This window comes from Nonomuraea sp. B5E05 (genome assembly GCF_039880665.1).
Lineage (GTDB): Bacteria > Actinomycetota > Actinomycetes > Streptosporangiales > Streptosporangiaceae > Nonomuraea.
The window spans coordinates 46,489-61,100 of sequence record NZ_JBDPMJ010000031.1; the positions used below are offsets into that span (position 1 = coordinate 46,489).

At 72.2% G+C, this 14,612-nt stretch carries 12 protein-coding genes; 7 read left to right on the top strand and 5 right to left on the bottom strand.

What is annotated here, in order from left to right; all coding sequences use genetic code 11:
• The first annotated feature begins 70 nt into the window (after positions 1–70).
• The 7 genes from ABGB01_RS38680 (at position 71) to ABGB01_RS38710 (ending at position 7,711) form a co-directional block, all read left to right on the top strand.
• Positions 71–1,402 (top strand): cytochrome P450, encoded by a 1,332-nt coding sequence (locus tag ABGB01_RS38680; RefSeq protein ID WP_347778655.1) that lies wholly within the window; start codon positions 71–73, stop codon positions 1,400–1,402.
• The gene (locus tag ABGB01_RS38685; RefSeq protein WP_347778657.1) at positions 1,402–2,247 is read left to right on the top strand and encodes a hypothetical protein; all 846 of its coding nucleotides are present in this window, start codon (positions 1,402–1,404) and stop codon (positions 2,245–2,247) included. The genes ABGB01_RS38680 and ABGB01_RS38685 overlap by 1 nt, the downstream gene beginning before the upstream one ends.
• On the top strand, positions 2,244–3,770 hold the full coding sequence (locus ABGB01_RS38690; protein ID WP_347778659.1) for a prenyltransferase/squalene oxidase repeat-containing protein: 1,527 nt from the start codon (positions 2,244–2,246) through the stop codon (positions 3,768–3,770). Before ABGB01_RS38685 ends, ABGB01_RS38690 begins: the two co-directional genes overlap by 4 nt.
• A 186-nt stretch (positions 3,771–3,956) precedes the next feature.
• Positions 3,957–6,317: a nitrate- and nitrite sensing domain-containing protein gene (locus ABGB01_RS38695; RefSeq protein WP_347778661.1), complete on the top strand. Its 2,361-nt coding sequence runs from the start codon at positions 3,957–3,959 to the stop codon at positions 6,315–6,317.
• Positions 6,314–6,733 carry a roadblock/LC7 domain-containing protein gene (locus ABGB01_RS38700; protein WP_347778663.1) on the top strand — a complete coding sequence of 140 codons (420 nt, stop codon included), beginning with the start codon at positions 6,314–6,316 and terminating at the stop codon, positions 6,731–6,733. The genes ABGB01_RS38695 and ABGB01_RS38700 overlap by 4 nt, the downstream gene beginning before the upstream one ends.
• A 68-nt stretch (positions 6,734–6,801) precedes the next feature.
• A complete protein-coding gene (locus ABGB01_RS38705) occupies positions 6,802–7,143 on the top strand; it encodes a DUF742 domain-containing protein (protein WP_132516231.1) in 342 nt (113 codons plus the stop codon).
• Positions 7,124–7,711, top strand: coding sequence for an ATP/GTP-binding protein (locus tag ABGB01_RS38710; RefSeq protein ID WP_347778664.1), 588 nt, complete (start codon positions 7,124–7,126; stop codon positions 7,709–7,711). The genes ABGB01_RS38705 and ABGB01_RS38710 overlap by 20 nt, the downstream gene beginning before the upstream one ends.
• 40 nt (positions 7,712–7,751) lie before the next feature.
• Here the strand turns inward: ABGB01_RS38710 and ABGB01_RS38715 are convergent, their stop codons facing one another.
• Genes ABGB01_RS38715 through ABGB01_RS38735 form a run of 5 tightly spaced genes read right to left on the bottom strand, consistent with a single transcriptional unit; the run spans position 7,752 to position 14,588 of the window.
• A complete protein-coding gene (locus ABGB01_RS38715) occupies positions 7,752–8,465 on the bottom strand; it encodes a DUF6882 domain-containing protein (RefSeq protein ID WP_347778666.1) in 714 nt (237 codons plus the stop codon).
• A 10-nt stretch (positions 8,466–8,475) separates the two neighbouring features.
• Positions 8,476–10,362, bottom strand: coding sequence for a hypothetical protein (locus ABGB01_RS38720; RefSeq protein ID WP_347778668.1), 1,887 nt, complete (start codon positions 10,360–10,362; stop codon positions 8,476–8,478).
• Positions 10,359–12,956: a glycoside hydrolase family 38 C-terminal domain-containing protein gene (locus tag ABGB01_RS38725; RefSeq protein ID WP_347778670.1), complete on the bottom strand. Its 2,598-nt coding sequence runs from the start codon at positions 12,954–12,956 to the stop codon at positions 10,359–10,361. The genes ABGB01_RS38720 and ABGB01_RS38725 overlap by 4 nt, the downstream gene beginning before the upstream one ends.
• Positions 12,953–13,627, bottom strand: coding sequence for an SIS domain-containing protein (locus tag ABGB01_RS38730; protein ID WP_347778671.1), 675 nt, complete (start codon positions 13,625–13,627; stop codon positions 12,953–12,955). Before ABGB01_RS38730 ends, ABGB01_RS38725 begins: the two co-directional genes overlap by 4 nt.
• Positions 13,620–14,588, bottom strand: coding sequence for an ROK family protein (locus ABGB01_RS38735; RefSeq protein ID WP_347778672.1), 969 nt, complete (start codon positions 14,586–14,588; stop codon positions 13,620–13,622). Before ABGB01_RS38735 ends, ABGB01_RS38730 begins: the two co-directional genes overlap by 8 nt.
• Positions 14,589–14,612: the final 24 nt, after the last annotated feature.

Genomic DNA, 14,612 nt, shown 5'->3' on the forward strand with positions numbered 1-14,612 from the left:
CATCGGTTGACATTTGTCAGGGAATGTCCATGCCGTGCGATGGACACCGTAGGCGATGGAGGAATAACCCGTGGCGATCGACGCCGCCCCCACCAGGACGCTCCCATTCCTCCGCAAACTCACCAGGCATGCTCGCATCCCGGTGAACGCGTTCGAAGAGGCGGGTACCCAGGCCAACGGGGATCTCGTCCGGTTGCGCATGGGACCGTTCCGCCCGTACCTGGTGACCCATCCCGACCACGTCCAGCACGTGCTCGCCAGGAACCAGCCGAACTACGTACGCGAGGGCATGTTCTGGGACCCGCTGGCGCCGCTGCTGGGCGAGGGCATCCTGTCCGACGGCGAGAGCTGGGCGGAGAGCCGGCGCATCCTCCAGCCGCTGTTCACGGCCAAGTACGTCAACTCGCTGGCCGAGCGCATGGCCGAGATCATCACCGAGCTGATCGACGAGACCGTGGTCCCCGGCCGGCCCTTCGACGTGTCCAAGGGTGTGTCCGCCATCGTGCACCCGACGATCGTGCGGCTGTTCTTCGGCGCCAAGATCTCCGTGGCCGACATCAACCGGCTGGTGCCCGCGTACGACGTCGCCGTCACCGCCAAGGCCATCCGGCTGGTGATGCCGTTCGTGCCGGACCAGTTCCCCATGCCGGGCGACCAGCCGTTCAAGAAGGCGATCAAGGCCATCGACGAGGTCGTCTACCCGCGCATCAGGCAGGCGAGACTTGAGGACCAGGAGGGCGACGACGTCGTCTCGCGCCTGGTCAAGGCCAGGAAGGACATCGCGGGAGCCGAGGGCGAGCGGCGCATCAGGGACGACCTGGTCGCCATGCACGGCGCTTCGACGGAGACCTCCGCGACCGCGCTGACCTGGGCCTGGCCGGTGCTGCAGGCCTATCCGCGGGTCGCGGCCAAGCTCTACGAGGAGGTCGAGCGGGTGGTCGGCGACGACCCCGTGACCACCTCCCACCTGCCCGACCTGGTCTACCTCAAGATGTTCGTCCAGGAGCTGCTGCGCCTCTACCCGCCGGGCTGGATCCTGCCGCGCAAGGCACTCCAGGAGGACGTCGTCGGCGGGGTGACGATCGAGGCCGGCTCCACCGTCATGCTGAGCCCGTATCTGACGCACCGGCTGCCCCGCTTCTGGGACCGCCCGCTGGAGTTCGACCCCGAGCGGTTCGCGCCCGGTGAGGAGCGCTCGCACCGCTACGCGTACTGGCCGTTCGGCGCCGGCCCTCACGTGTGCCTGGGCCAGCACCTGTTCATGATGGAGGCGCCCCTGCTGATCGCGGGGATCCTGCGCAGGTACCGGCCCGTGGTGCACCACGACGGCCCGGTGACCCCGCGCCTGGCGTCCTCCCTGCGGCCCGTCGCCGGCCTGTCGATGACGCTGGTGCCGCGGTGATGGGCTCTTTCGACATCGGGCGTACGTGCGCCCTCGCGGTCGCGGGCGGCCGGGACCTGGCCCGCACCGCGGCGCGGTACGACGGGCTCTTCCCCGAGACGTCCTTCGACGCCGGGCTCTACAGCTCGCTGGCGCTGGCGGGCGCGTTCGGCTCCCCCTGGGCCACGGTCGGCCAGCTGCGCGCGATCAACCGCGCCTCGCTGCTGGTGTTCGCCGTCGACCGGCTGATCGACGAGGAGGCGACGTCCCAGGAGGAGGTCGCCGCCCTCGTCGGCGAGTGCCTGGCCGCGGCGGGCGGCGCCGCACCCGCCTCGGCTGCCGCGGCGTTCGTCGCCGACCTGCGCGCGGAGCTGGCCGCGCCCTTCGAGCTGGAGGCGGCCTGGCTGGACCAGCTCGCGCGCATGCTCGGCGCGATGGCCCGCGAGTGGGACTGGAACCGGCCGGACCACGCGCCCGGCATGGAGGAGTACCTCGCCAACGCCGACAGCACCGGAGCGTTCTTCGTCGGCCTGACGCACTGGATCCACACCGGCGTGGCCCGCTCTCCCGGCGACCTGGACCGGCTGCGGCCGGCCGGCGACGTGGTGCAGCGCTACCTGCGCCTGCTCAACGACCTGGCCACGCGGCACAGGGAGGCGAGCACCGGCGACCTCAACGCGTTCACGCTGGGCATGAGCCCCGGCGAGGCCGACGAGCGCATGGCAGCCATGGCCGGCGAGGCCGCCGAGCTGATCGAACCGCTGCGCGCCGCGCACCCGCGCGCAGCCGAATACCTGACCTGGCAACTCCACTACAGCGCCGGCTTCTACGGGCTGTCCGACTTCTGGGCCCCGGAGGCCGCGTGATCGACGTACATCGGCAGGCCGGCGAGCTGGTCGCCGAACTCATGGCCAAGCCCTGGGGCCAGGTGTCCCCCTCGGTCTACGAGACGGGCAGGATGGTCACGCTCGCGCCCTGGCTGGTCGGCCAGGAGGAGCGGGTGGCGTACCTGCTGGGCGAGCAGCGCGGCGACGGCTCCTGGGGCGCGCCCGACGGCTACGGCCTGGTGCCCACCCTGAGCGCCGTGGAGGCGCTGCTGTCGGCCGCCGCGCGCGGCGACGGCGATCCCGGCGTCCTCGTGCCGGCCGCGCGCGCCGGGCTGGAGGCCGTGCGCCAGGTGCTCGAGAGTCCGCCCGAGCTGCCCGACACGCCGGCGATCGAGCTGATCGTGCCGCACCTCGTGTCGCTCATCAACGACCACGGCCGCGCCGACCCGCTGCCGCTTCCGAGCGGCATGGACGGCAACCGCCTCGGCATGGTCAGGCACCTGCTGGAGTCGGGCGGTGAGCCGCCGCAGAAGCTCCTGCATGTCCTGGAGGTGGCGGGTACGGCCGCCTCGCGGGCCGGCACCGTGCGCCCCACGGCCATCGGCACGATCGGCGCGTCCCCCGCGGCGACCGCCGCCTGGCTGGACGCCCTCGCCCCGCCCGACTCGGCCGACTCCGCCAGGCGGCATCTGGAGGCCGTGGCCCGGCGATACGGCGGGCCCGTCCCCGTCGGCCTGCCGATCACCGTCTTCGAACGCGGCTGGGTGCTGAGCTGGCTGGTACGGGCGGGCGTGCCGGTGGAGGTGCCGCCGGAGATGACCGCGGACCTCAGGGCGTCCATCGGCCCGGAAGGCACTCCGGCCGGGGCCGGATTACCGGCCGACGCCGACACCACGAGCGTCGCGCTCTATGCGCTGTCCCTGCTCGGGATGCCGGTCGAGCCGCTGCCGCTGGCGGCCTTCGACACCGGCGAGCACTTCTGCACCTGGCGGAACGAGGACGGCTTCTCGGTCAGCGTGAACGCCCACGTGCTGGACGCGTACGGCCAGTACGTGCGCGCCAGGCCCGCGACGGCCGGCGTGTACGCCCCGGTGATGACGCGCGTGGCGCGCTGGCTGGCCGGGCGGCAGCAGGCCGACGGAAGCTGGCACGATCGGTGGCACGCCTCGCCGTATTACGCGACACTGAGTTGCGTGCTGGCATTGGGCGAGTTCGGCGGGCCCGCGTACACCGGAGCGATCCGCGCGGCCCGGGAATGGGTGGTGTCCACGCAGCGTGACGACGGGTCCTGGGGTCGCTGGGCGGGGATGCCGGAGGAGACCGCGTACGCCGTGCAGACGCTCCTGCTCTCCGGGCCGGAGCCGGACGAGCGGTGCGTGGCGGCTGCCGCTCGTGGCGACGCCTTCCTCAGCCGAATGGGCGATTTCTCGGATTATCCACCATTGTGGCATGACAAGGACCTTTACACGCCGACGGCAATTGTCCGGGCGGCGGTCCTGGCGGCCCAACATGTGGCACAGAGGCACGCCGAAGACGAAAATAAAGGTAGAAACAGGACATAGCGACCTTAGAGTGCTCTTTCGTGTTGAGGGAGCATTGGCGCGTTGCTAGGGTGACCCGAGTGTCAGATTCCTGGGATGCCCATTTCTTTTCCTTGACATGGCACGCTGACCGCGCTGCTTTCTGTATGGGTGGGCTCGATGCGCTTCCGTAACGCCAGTGTCCGGACAAAGGTCACGGCCCTCATCGTGTCGCTCACGTGTCTGTGGGCGTTCGCCGCTTGGGTCACCCTGCGAGAGGGTGTCAACCTGCTCTGGGCCGCCACGGTCAACAGCGGTGTGATCGACCCGAGCGAGCCGCTCCTGATCGAGCTGCAGCGTGAGCGCCGGCAGACCATCGCCCACCTGGGCTCGCGAGACCGCTCCCCCGGCAAGTCGCTACGCGACCAGCGGGCCAAGACCGACGCCCTGCGCGTCGACTTCGAGAGCGCCGCCGAGGGCACCGCGGTCAATTTCGCCATGGACGACACGCTCCGCGCGCGCCTCTCCGAGGTCAGGGACCAGCTCGGCAAGCTGGCTTCCACCAGGAAGTCGATCGACTCGGGCAAGGCCGACCTGGCGCAGACCGCGTTGCAGTACAACACCGTCATCGACTCCTTCTACCGCATGTACGACTCGGTGGCGGAGTTCGACGACAAGATGATCGCCAAGGACGGCCGGACGCTGAACGAGATGCACCGCTCGCGGGAGATGTTCGCCCGCGAGGACGCGCTCCTGGCCGGCGTCTTCGCCAAGGGTGGCTTCACCAGGGCCGAGCACGCCGAGTTCGTCAAGACCGCGGGTGTCTTCCGCTACACGCTCAACGAGGCGCTGCAGAAACTTCCGGCCGAGGAGCGCGACGCCTTCGAGGCGTGGCTCAAGAGCGCGCCCGTCGCCCGGGTGCAGACGATGGAGCAGCAGCTCGTCCGGCACGAGGCCACCCTGGAGCCGCTGCCCGTGAGCGGCGAGGACTGGCAGAGGTCCGCCGAGGCGACGCTGTCCAGCATGCAGACCGTGACGCTCGGCGGCGGTGACCGGCTCCTGGAGCGCATCACGCCCGTCGCGGTCGGCGTCATCGTCCGCCTCGTGCTCGCCGGCGGTCTGGGCCTGCTCGCCGTCATCGCGTCCATCGTGCTGTCGATCACCACGACCAGGCAGCTGCTCGCCCAGCTCAAGAAGCTGCGCGACGCCGCCCACGAGCTGTCGGACGACCGGCTGCCCGGCGTCGTCGAGCGCATCGGCCGCGGCGAGGAGGTCGACCTCGCCAAGGAGGTCCCGGCGCTCGACTTCGGTGACGACGAGATCGGCCAGGTGGGCCAGGCGTTCAACACCGTCCAGCGCACCGCCGTCAGCGTCGCCGCCGAGCAGGCGGAGCTGCGCCGCAGCATCCGTGACATCCTGCTCAGCCTGGCCCGCAGGACCCAGGGCCTGGTGCACCGGCAGCTCACCGTGCTCGACGTGATGGAGCGGCGCGAGACCGACCCCGAGGAGCTGAAGGAGCTCTTCCGGCTCGACCACCTCGCCATCCGCATGCGGCGCAACGCGGAAAACCTGATCGTGCTCTCCGGCTCGTCGCCCGCCCGAACGTGGCGGCGCTCCGTCCCGATGGTCGACGTGGTCCGCGGCGCGCTGGCGGAGGTCGAGGACTACACCCGCGTCACGCTGATGCCGATGGGCGACGTCGTGCTCATCGGCCGCGCCGTCGGTGACGTCATCCACCTGCTGGCCGAGCTGATCGAGAACGCCGTGTCGTTCTCGCCCCCCTACACCAGCGTGCAGGTCAGCGGCCAGCTCGTGGCCAACGGCTACGTGATCGAGATCGAGGATCGCGGGCTCGGCATGAAGCCGGAGGACCTGGAGTCCGCCAACGAGCGCATCGCCGACCCGCCCGAGTTCCGCATCACCGGCACCGCCCGGCTGGGCCTCTACGTGGTCAGCCAGCTCGCCAAGCGGCACGACATCCAGGTGGTGCTCAAGGCATCACCGTACGGCGGGACGACGGTCGTGGTGCTCCTGCCACAGGAGCTCGTGCAGCTCGACCCCACACCCGACCCCCAGCAGAACGGCGGCCGGGAGCGGCTGCCGCGCAGGGCGAGCGCCGTGGCCACCGCGACCAGGCCCGCCGTCGGCGAGAACGTGCGCGCGCTCAAGTCGGCGCGGCGCGCCGTCGATCCGGCGCCTCCCCCCGTCTCCGCCCCAGCGCCGATCCCGACCCGGGTCCCCAAACCGAATCCGACCCCCGACCCGGCTCCGGCCCCCACACCCGTCCCGACACCGGTCCCCGGACCGGCGAAGGACCCGGAGCCACGATCCGAAGAAACGCCAGCCGAACCGGAGCAGCAATCTGTGGCCGAGTTCACGCCGTCAGGGCTGCCGTTGCGCGTACCACAGGCCAACCTGGCGCCAGCGCTGCGGGACGAGACGCCCACGCAGCCCGACCTCGAGGAGGACGATGACGAGCGCTCTCCGGAGGAGATCCGCGCGATGATGGGATCCTTCCAGTCCGGCACCCGTCTCGGCCGCACCGAAGCGGCCAAGATGATGGACGAACAGTCGGGAGGTGAGTCATGACCCCCACTTCGGGCACCGACCTCAACTGGTTGCTCGACGACCTCGTCGGCCGCATCCCTGAGGCCGACCACGCGATCGTCCTGTCCTCCGACGGCCTGCTGATGGCGTCTTCCGCCGGGTTGCAGCGGACCGACGGGGAGCACCTGTCCGCCGTCGCCTCCGGGTTGCAGAGCCTGGCCAAGGGCGTCTCCGACCACATTTCCGGTGGCGCGGTCCGGCAGACGGTCGTGGAGTGGAAGTCCCAGTTCCTCATCGTGACCACCGCCGGGGAGCGCGCCTGCCTGGCCGTGCTGTGCGCGCAGAACGCCGACATCGGTCTCATCGCGTACGAGATGGCGATGCTGGTGGCCCGGGTGGGCCAATACCTCACCTCCGGCGCCCGCAATGCCGAGGCCATCGCCAGGAGCGACCGGTGAGTGGCCCCGTAGGTGGCCCTGTGGGTGGCCCTGGGGGTGGCGCTGACGGGCCCACGGACGAGCACTGGGTGGATCCTGAGATCATCCGCCCCTACGTCGTGACCCGCGGCCGCACGCAGCCCGCGCACGGGAGGTTCGACCTGATCTCCATGGCGCTGGCCGTGGGGCCGGCCCCGGGTCCCGACGCCGGGCTCGACCCGGAGCACCTGCGCATCCTGCAGCTCTGCCGTGAGCCCAAGTCCGTCGCCGAGATCGCCGCTTACCTCGATCTGCCGGCCGGCACGATCCGGGTGCTGCTCGGCGACCTGTTCGACCGCGAACTCGTTTCTGCCCAGGAACCACAATCCGAGGTGGACATGCACGACATGAAGATGTACAGGGCGGTGCTCGATGGCCTTCGCTCGCTCTGAGCGTCCGCGCCTGCCGACGGCGATCAAGATCCTGGTCGCCGGCGGCTTCGGCGCGGGCAAGACGACGATGGTCGGCGCGGTCTCCGAGACCCGGCCGCTGCGCACCGAGGAGGTGCTGACGGACCGCGGGATCGGCGTCGACGACCTCACCTCCGTCGAGGCCAAGCGCACCACCACCGTGGCGATGGACTTCGGCCGGATCACCCTCGGCAACGACTATGTCCTCTACCTGTTCGGGACGCCCGGGCAGGAACGCTTCTGGTTCGTGTGGGACGAACTGGCGGAGGGCTCACTGGGCGCCGTCATCCTGGCGGACACCCGGCGCCTGGCCGACTGCTTCCCCTCGATCGACTATTTCGAGCGGCGCGGCACGCCGTTCGTGGTGGCGGTCAACTGCTTCGAGGGGGCGCAGAAGTTCGACCTGGACGAAGTGCGGCTGGCCCTCCAGCTCAACCCGTCGGTCCCCATCATCATGTGCGACGCCAGGAAACGCGAGTCCAGCCGCGAAGTGCTCATCGCCCTGGTCAAGCACTCGGCCCGGCTTCGCGCGGAACCGGTCGGCAGTTAGGAAGCCGCGGGCGGCTGAGCCGCCCGCGGCGCAGCACGGCTCAGCCGGGCCGGGACATCGTGGCCTTGAGTTCGGCGAGGCGGCCGTGCTCGTCGAAGGCGACCGTCGCCTCGAACCCCGGCCCCGTCAGCCGCGCCTGGCCGCCGGTCCAGTCGACGCCCAGCCCTCGCCGCACCGCGTAGCCGTGCAGGGCGCGTCGCCGGTCGGTCAGGGGCAGGCCGGTGATCCCCTCCTGGAGGACCCGCATGACCCGGGCCGGCTCGGGCGGCGGCAGCCGGAAGTCCGGGTGCTCGACGAGGAACGCCGCCCGGGTGCCGCCGCCGGCGTCGCCGTTGTAGGAGGTCCAGTGGCCGCTCACGGCCTTGGCGGCCTCCGTGAGGAGCGCGGCGGCGAAGGCCGGCTCCCCCGCCGGACCGGGCAGCGCGTCGAACGGCACCTCCGCGGAGGCGAGCTCCGGGATGCCGTGTCGCTGGCCGAAGTCGCGCAGCGCCGCCGAGGCCGCCGTCACCTCAGGCGGGTAACCCGACGGGTTGGCCCACGCCCACAACCACGAGCGCGGGCCGGGGGCTGCGCTGCCGAGCAGGTGGAAGCGGGTGCAGGTGAGGGTGCGGCCACCGGTGAACGCGAAACGCGGCTGCTGCAGGTCGACGTTCCAGCTGTGCTCTCCGAGGACCTCCTCCAGATGCAGCTGGTGTTCGAACGAGAACAGCGCGGCGTCGTCGAGGAGATTCGTGAAGGCAGGCGATTCAGACACGACGGGCACCTTAGGGCCTTCGCGGGGCGGCGTCCATCCAGGCGAGCCGGTCACGGGCGAGCACCTGCTCGCAGGCCAGCAGCAGCACCCCGGCGCTCCAGGCGTGCGACAACGTCAGGTACATGCCCTTCGGCTGGAAGCAGTCGGTCTGGTAGTAGCGCTCGGTGATCATGCCGCGGTAGGCGTTCAGGTCGCCGTCGGCGGCGGGCAGCAGCTGGCGGAAGCAGGCCAGCGTCTCGTGCGCCCGCTCGGCGTAGTAGGGGTCGCCGAGCGCCTCCGACAGGGCGATCAGCTCGTCGGTGCACACCAGGCCGTAGGCGTGCAGGTGCTGGTTGGACGGTGAGGCCTGGTCGGCGCCGCGGGTGGCGAAGCCGTACACGCCCAGGGGGGTGCGGGGGCCGAAGCGCACGTTGTAGGAGTAGCGGAAGGTGAGCGTCCAGTCGGCGGCGCGGCGGGCCAGGTCGAGCCAGCGGGCGTCGTCCGTGGCGCGGTGCAGCGCCATGTACGCGATGACGGCCGCGTAGCCGTCCTCCGACGTCGGCGCCAGGTCGACGTCCTCGGGGGCGCCGTAGATGAACTCGTCCTCGACGAAGGCCGCGTAGTGGCCCCCCGCCCGTTCCGCGGCCCGCAGGTACCTCTCGCCGCCCGCCTCGCACAGGGCCGCGATCCAGGTCAGCCCGGACGCGCCCGACCAGGACAGCACCTCCCCGGTGGCCGCGTGGTGCAGGGTGCCGAGGTTGCCGTCGGGCCGCTGGCGGGCCACCATCACGTCGAGGTTGGAGCGGGCCGCCGCCTGCCAGGCCGGGTCGGGCCGGTGGCGCAGCGCCCGCAGCAGGAACAGCGTCGCCTCCCCCAGCGTGCGGGCGTGCAGGGCGTCCTTGGTGTGGCTCCAGCTCTGCGACCAGCCCGAACGGCGGTACCACGTACCCCAGAACGTGCCGGACGGCGACAGGTTGGCGCAGATGAAGTCGATCACCCGCGAGGCGGCGGCCACGTGCTCGGGCCGGTCGGTCCGCAGGCCGTGCTCCAGCAGCGCGGCCGCCCACGGGATGCCGCTCACCCAGCCGACGTGCATGGCCTGCCGGTCGACCCGCTCGCCGTCGGCGCCGCTGACCTCCCGGTCGAACCCGACCGTCTCCAGCAGCACGCCGGGGTCGGGGTCGTAGTGCCAGCGGTAGAGGCCCTCGGCGGCGATGCCGGCCGCCTCCTCGACGTCCTGCCACGGCTCGACGGGCGCGGCGGGCAGGCGCAGCTCGCGGTCCTCGCGCAGCAGCGGCGCGTACGCGTGCCGGTCGTCCGGCAGCGGGCACGTCGCCACGGTCAGCTCGTGCGACTCGCCGGGCTGCCACACGTGCGTGGCGGCCCCGGCGGGCAGCGGCAGCGCCGAGCCGTAGTAGGTGATCGGGAACTCCTGGTACGGGAAGAGCAGCGCGATCGTCGCCTCCCCCGCCGTGTGCTCGACGGCCAGGCCGGTGGCGCCGAGCGCCGACTCCTCGTCCGCGATCAGGCAGGCGCCCGCCTCGTCGCCCCACACCATGACGGCGGGGGTGGCCGCCCGGTCCGCGCGGAACCCCCACCGGGCCGAGACCATCTCGTCGGGCCGGTCGGCGCCCGCCTCGAAGCGGGGGAACACCCGCCGGCACGCCGCCGGCCGGTTCTCGCCGTAGAACAGGCCGGGAATGAGCCACCACGGCTCGGCGGCGGGCACCCGCCTGCTGACGCGCACGGTGCCGGCGGAGGGCTCGGCGCCGTCGTACCGGATGGTCAGGCGCAGCTCGCGGCGGCCCGTCGCGCGCCGCTCGCCCCACCGCCCGCTCATGATGTACGGCCCCGCGCCCAGCACCTCGACGGCCACCTCGCCGCCACCGGGGTCGGCGATCAGCAGCGGACCGGTCACCACGACTCCACGGTGAACGCGCCCTTGCGGCTGCCGAGCTCCAGCAGGTCGGTCTCCACGGCGGAGTGCGGATCGTCGAGCGGGATCCGGAACGTACGGATCTGGCTCGGCCCGAAGTCGGCCGTGATCCTGACGCCGGCCAGCGGGATGTCGAGCGTGGCCGCGGCCGCCCGGCCGGTGCTCTCCACGGCGCGCACCACCAGGTCGCGCGGCGCGTCCTCGTGCAGCTTCACCGCGGTCACCATGACCTGGCCGCCGCCGTCGTCGAGGTAGCCGCGCGCCGGGGGAAGCGGGCCGTCGTGGAAGCTCTCCAGCATCGCCCGCACCGGGGAGCCGAGCACCGCCGCCCGGCGGGTCAGCCCGGCGGCGCGCCAGTCGCCCGCGTGCGGCACCAGCAGGTACGCGAACCGCTGCGTGCCCTGGTCCTGGTAGGAGTAGTGGCCGTCGGGGTCGAGCAGCCGGGGGTCGTGCCAGGCGTAGACGGGGCTGCGCACGGCCGTGATGCCGATGCTGTGGTCGCGGCCGGCGCTCGGCGGGGCGACGTCGTAGCCGTGCTTGGCGTTGTTCACCACGGCCAGCCCGGCGCGCGCGCCGTCGACGACGCCCGACAGGTCCACCCAGGACTGGGCGGGTTCCTCGGCCCCGTCGATCGGCCTGCCGAGATGCGCGAACGGGATCTCGTACGTTGCCGCGGGGTTCTCCAGCGCGACCGGGAAACGCAGCTTCATCAGGTGCGCCCGCTCGCGCCAGTCGAGCGTGACCCGCACCTCGACCGCGTCGTCGTCGCCCGCGCCCAGGATGAACTCCTCGGTCATCGTCGAGCGGCCCCACGCCCGCTCGACCCGGATGCGGGCGCGCAGCGGGCCGCTCTCGCGCAGCACGATGCCGGTGGTCGCCATCGCCTCGCCCGGCCAGTCGTAGGACACGACGCGGTGTCCCCAGGTGTCGGTCGGGTCCTCGCAGATCTGGGTGTGCTCGCCCGCCGCCCCGGCCACCAGGTCGACGCCGGTGCGCTTGTCGAGCAGGCTCGTCAGCCAGCCCGTGGCGGGGTCGAGCTCCAGGCGGAGCACGTCGTTCTCCAGGTGCAGCTCGGAGGCCGACAGCGTGCCGGCCGCGTGCATGCCGGGGCCCTGGCGCAGCCGGTAGAGGCGGTAGCCCAGGGGCGGCAGCTCGGCCTGGAACACGGTGGCGCCGCGGCCCTTGTCATCGGTGGTCGCCACCGACTGGGTGCGCTGGCACGGCACGTCGGCGCCGTCGGCGTCCACGACGTGCACGCCGTTGGGGGCGAGTCCGTACTGCATCTCGACCCGGGTGGTGACGGGCCACGGGTGCGGGTTGAAGACGATCACCGGCTGGGTGCCGGTCTCCTCGGGCACGCGGATGTCGCGGGCGATCACGTTGTGCGCCCTGGTGATGATCCGCTTGGAGATCGCCACGGCCTCGCCGAGCTGGTCGCGGGCGTCGTCGTAGGCGGGTTCGATGGCCGAGCCCGGCAGCACGTCGTGGAACTGGTTGAACAGCACCTGCTTCCACGCGCGTTCCAGGTCGGCGCGGGCGTCGTGGCCGGCGATCGCGGCCCACCGCTCGGCCGACAGCACGGCCGCCTGCGCCCTGCGCTGCCACGCCTTGACGCCGGAGTGGGAGGAGTAGCAGCCGGCCGCGTGGTGCTGCAGGTCGTCGCGCCACACCGGCAGCTCGGCCAGGCCCTGCTCGCCGAGGCGCTTGGCCATCTCGTCGAAGTAGCGGCGCGGCGACGACATCGTCAGCTCGCCGAACGTGCCCATCCGGTCGTAGCGGTGGATGGACTCGATGTTGGCCTTGGTGGGGCCGCCGCCGTGGTTGCCGACGCCGTAGAAGATCATCAGGTCGCCGAGCGAGCGGTCGAGCTGGCCGAGCGCCTTCTCGGTCTGCCCCGCGACCTCGCCGGGCGGGCTGCAGTATTCGAACGGGATGCGGTACGCCAGCACGCGGCTGCCGTCGGGCGCCTCCCACCAGAACATCGTGCCGGGCAACTCGCTCTCGTGCGGCCCGGGGCGCAGGAAGCAGTAGGAGTCCATGCCCTGCCCGCGCAGGATGGCGGGCAGCATGGCGTTGTGGCCGAACGGGTCGACGTTCATGCCGACGGACGCGGTGACCCCGAACTTCTCCTTCAGATAGCGCTGGCCGTACAGACCCTGGCGGACGAACGACTCCCCCGACGGCATGTTGCAGTCGGGCTCCACCCACCAGCCGCCGGTCATCACCCAGCGGCCCTCGGCGACCTTCTCCTGGATCCTGGCGAACAGCTCGGGGTCGGACTCCTCCACCCAGGACAGCAGGACGACCTGGTCGCAGGTGAAGACGAAGTCGGGATATTCGTCCATGCGGTGGATCGCCGACCAGAACGTCGCCCGCGCCTCCTGGTAGCCCTCCTGCCACGGCCACAACCACACCGGGTCGAGGTGTGCGTTGCCGATCATGTGCAGGGTGCGGCCAGGGGTGGCGGCCGGTCGCGGCGCATGGGGCAGGTCGGCGGGTTGCGCACCCGAGGGGGCGTTCGCCATGGGGGCGGCGGGTGTGCGGTCGGCGGGCGTGGGGTCAGGGGACCTGGTCATGCGGCGGCCCATGCGTCGACCTTGTCGCTGATCATGTGCAGCATCAGTGTGTGGATCTCCTGGATGCGCGGGGTCTCGGACGAGGGGGCGAGAAGGAGGTGGTCGGCGTGCTTCGCGGCGGCTCCGCCGTCGCCGCCGCCGAAGAGTACCGTGACCGCTCCCCTGCTCTGTGCGGTCGCCAGGGCCTCGACCACGTTGGGCGAGTTCCCGCTGGTGGTGAACGCCGCCACGACGTCTCCTCGCCGGGCGAGGGCCTGGACCTGCCGGGCGAAGACCTCCTCGTAGGCGTAGTCGTTGGCGATGCACGTCATGACCGTGGCGTCGGTCGTGAGCGTCACCGCGGGCAGCGGGCGGCGGTCGCGCTTGTAGTGGCCGACCAGCTCGCCCGTGAGGTGCTGGGCGTCGGCCGCGCTGCCGCCGTTGCCCATCGTGTAGAGGGTGCCGCCGCCGGTGAAGGCCTCGATGAGCAGGTCCGCGACGGCCTCGACGGCCGGGACCAGCTCCGCCATGCGGCGGGCCGCCGCGAGATGGCCTTCGACGTGCCCGGCCAGCACGGGCGGCAGCCCGGACGTCCCGGCTCCTCCAGTGTCGCGGGACGTCCGGGACGTCTCGGGGGACGGGTCGTGTGGGGTCGGGGTCGGAGGTGCGGTCAGCGGGGGCAGGTCAGGCATCGGTCTTTCCTGTGACGAGGTCGTGTGCGACGGCGCCGGCGCCCACCACGCACACTCCCGCGCCGAGCTGTGCGAGCTCGATGCGGGCGGCGCGGGCCGCGGGAGGCATGGCGTCCCTGGCGACGGCGGCGGCGACGGGGTCGAGGAGCCGGGCGCCGGAACGGGTGACGCCACCGCCGAGGACGACGAGCTCCGGCTCGAACGCGTTCACCAGGTCGGTGATCGCGGTGCCGAGCGCCCCGGTGGTCTCGTCCCAGATCTCGTTCGCGAGCGCGTCACCGGCGGCCGCCGCGAGGGAGACGTCCTCGGCCGTCGGGGACTCGATGGCGGACAGGGACGAGGCGCGCCCGGCGGCGACGGCCTCGCGGGCGCGCTCGGCGATGGAGGTGCCGGACGCGTACGCCTCCAGGCAGCCCAGCCGGCCGCACGAGCACGTGCGGCCGCCGGGCCTGACCATCACGTGGCCCAGCTCGCCGCCGTTGCCGGCCGCGCCCCGGTGCAGGCGCCCGCCGATGACGGAGCCGCCGCCGACGCCGGTGGACACGGTGAGGTAGAGCATCGTGGACGTGCCGCGCCCCGCGCCATGCCGGAATTCGCCCAGGGCGGCGGCCGTGGCATCGTTCTCAAGCGCGGACGGGACGCCGAACGCCTCCGTCGCCATCGCGCCGATCGGGATGTCGATCCACCCGGGCAGGTGCGGCGGGCACTCCAGCACGCCGGCCGCCGCGTCGAGCGGCCCGCCGCAGGAGATGCCGACGGCCGCCACGTGGGGCACGCCCGCCTCGGCGATGGCCTTTCTGCCCAGGTCGAAGAGCCTGGACAACACGCGCCGCGGCCCTTCGTCCCTGAGGGTGGGGACGAGTTGCCAGCCGTGGATCCGGCCGTCGCCGGTGACGACACCGGCGGCGAGTTTGGTGCCGCCGATGTCCAGCGACAGAACGGGGGGAAGATCGTGCTCCATTGGGCCTCCGACGGGAACGGGCGC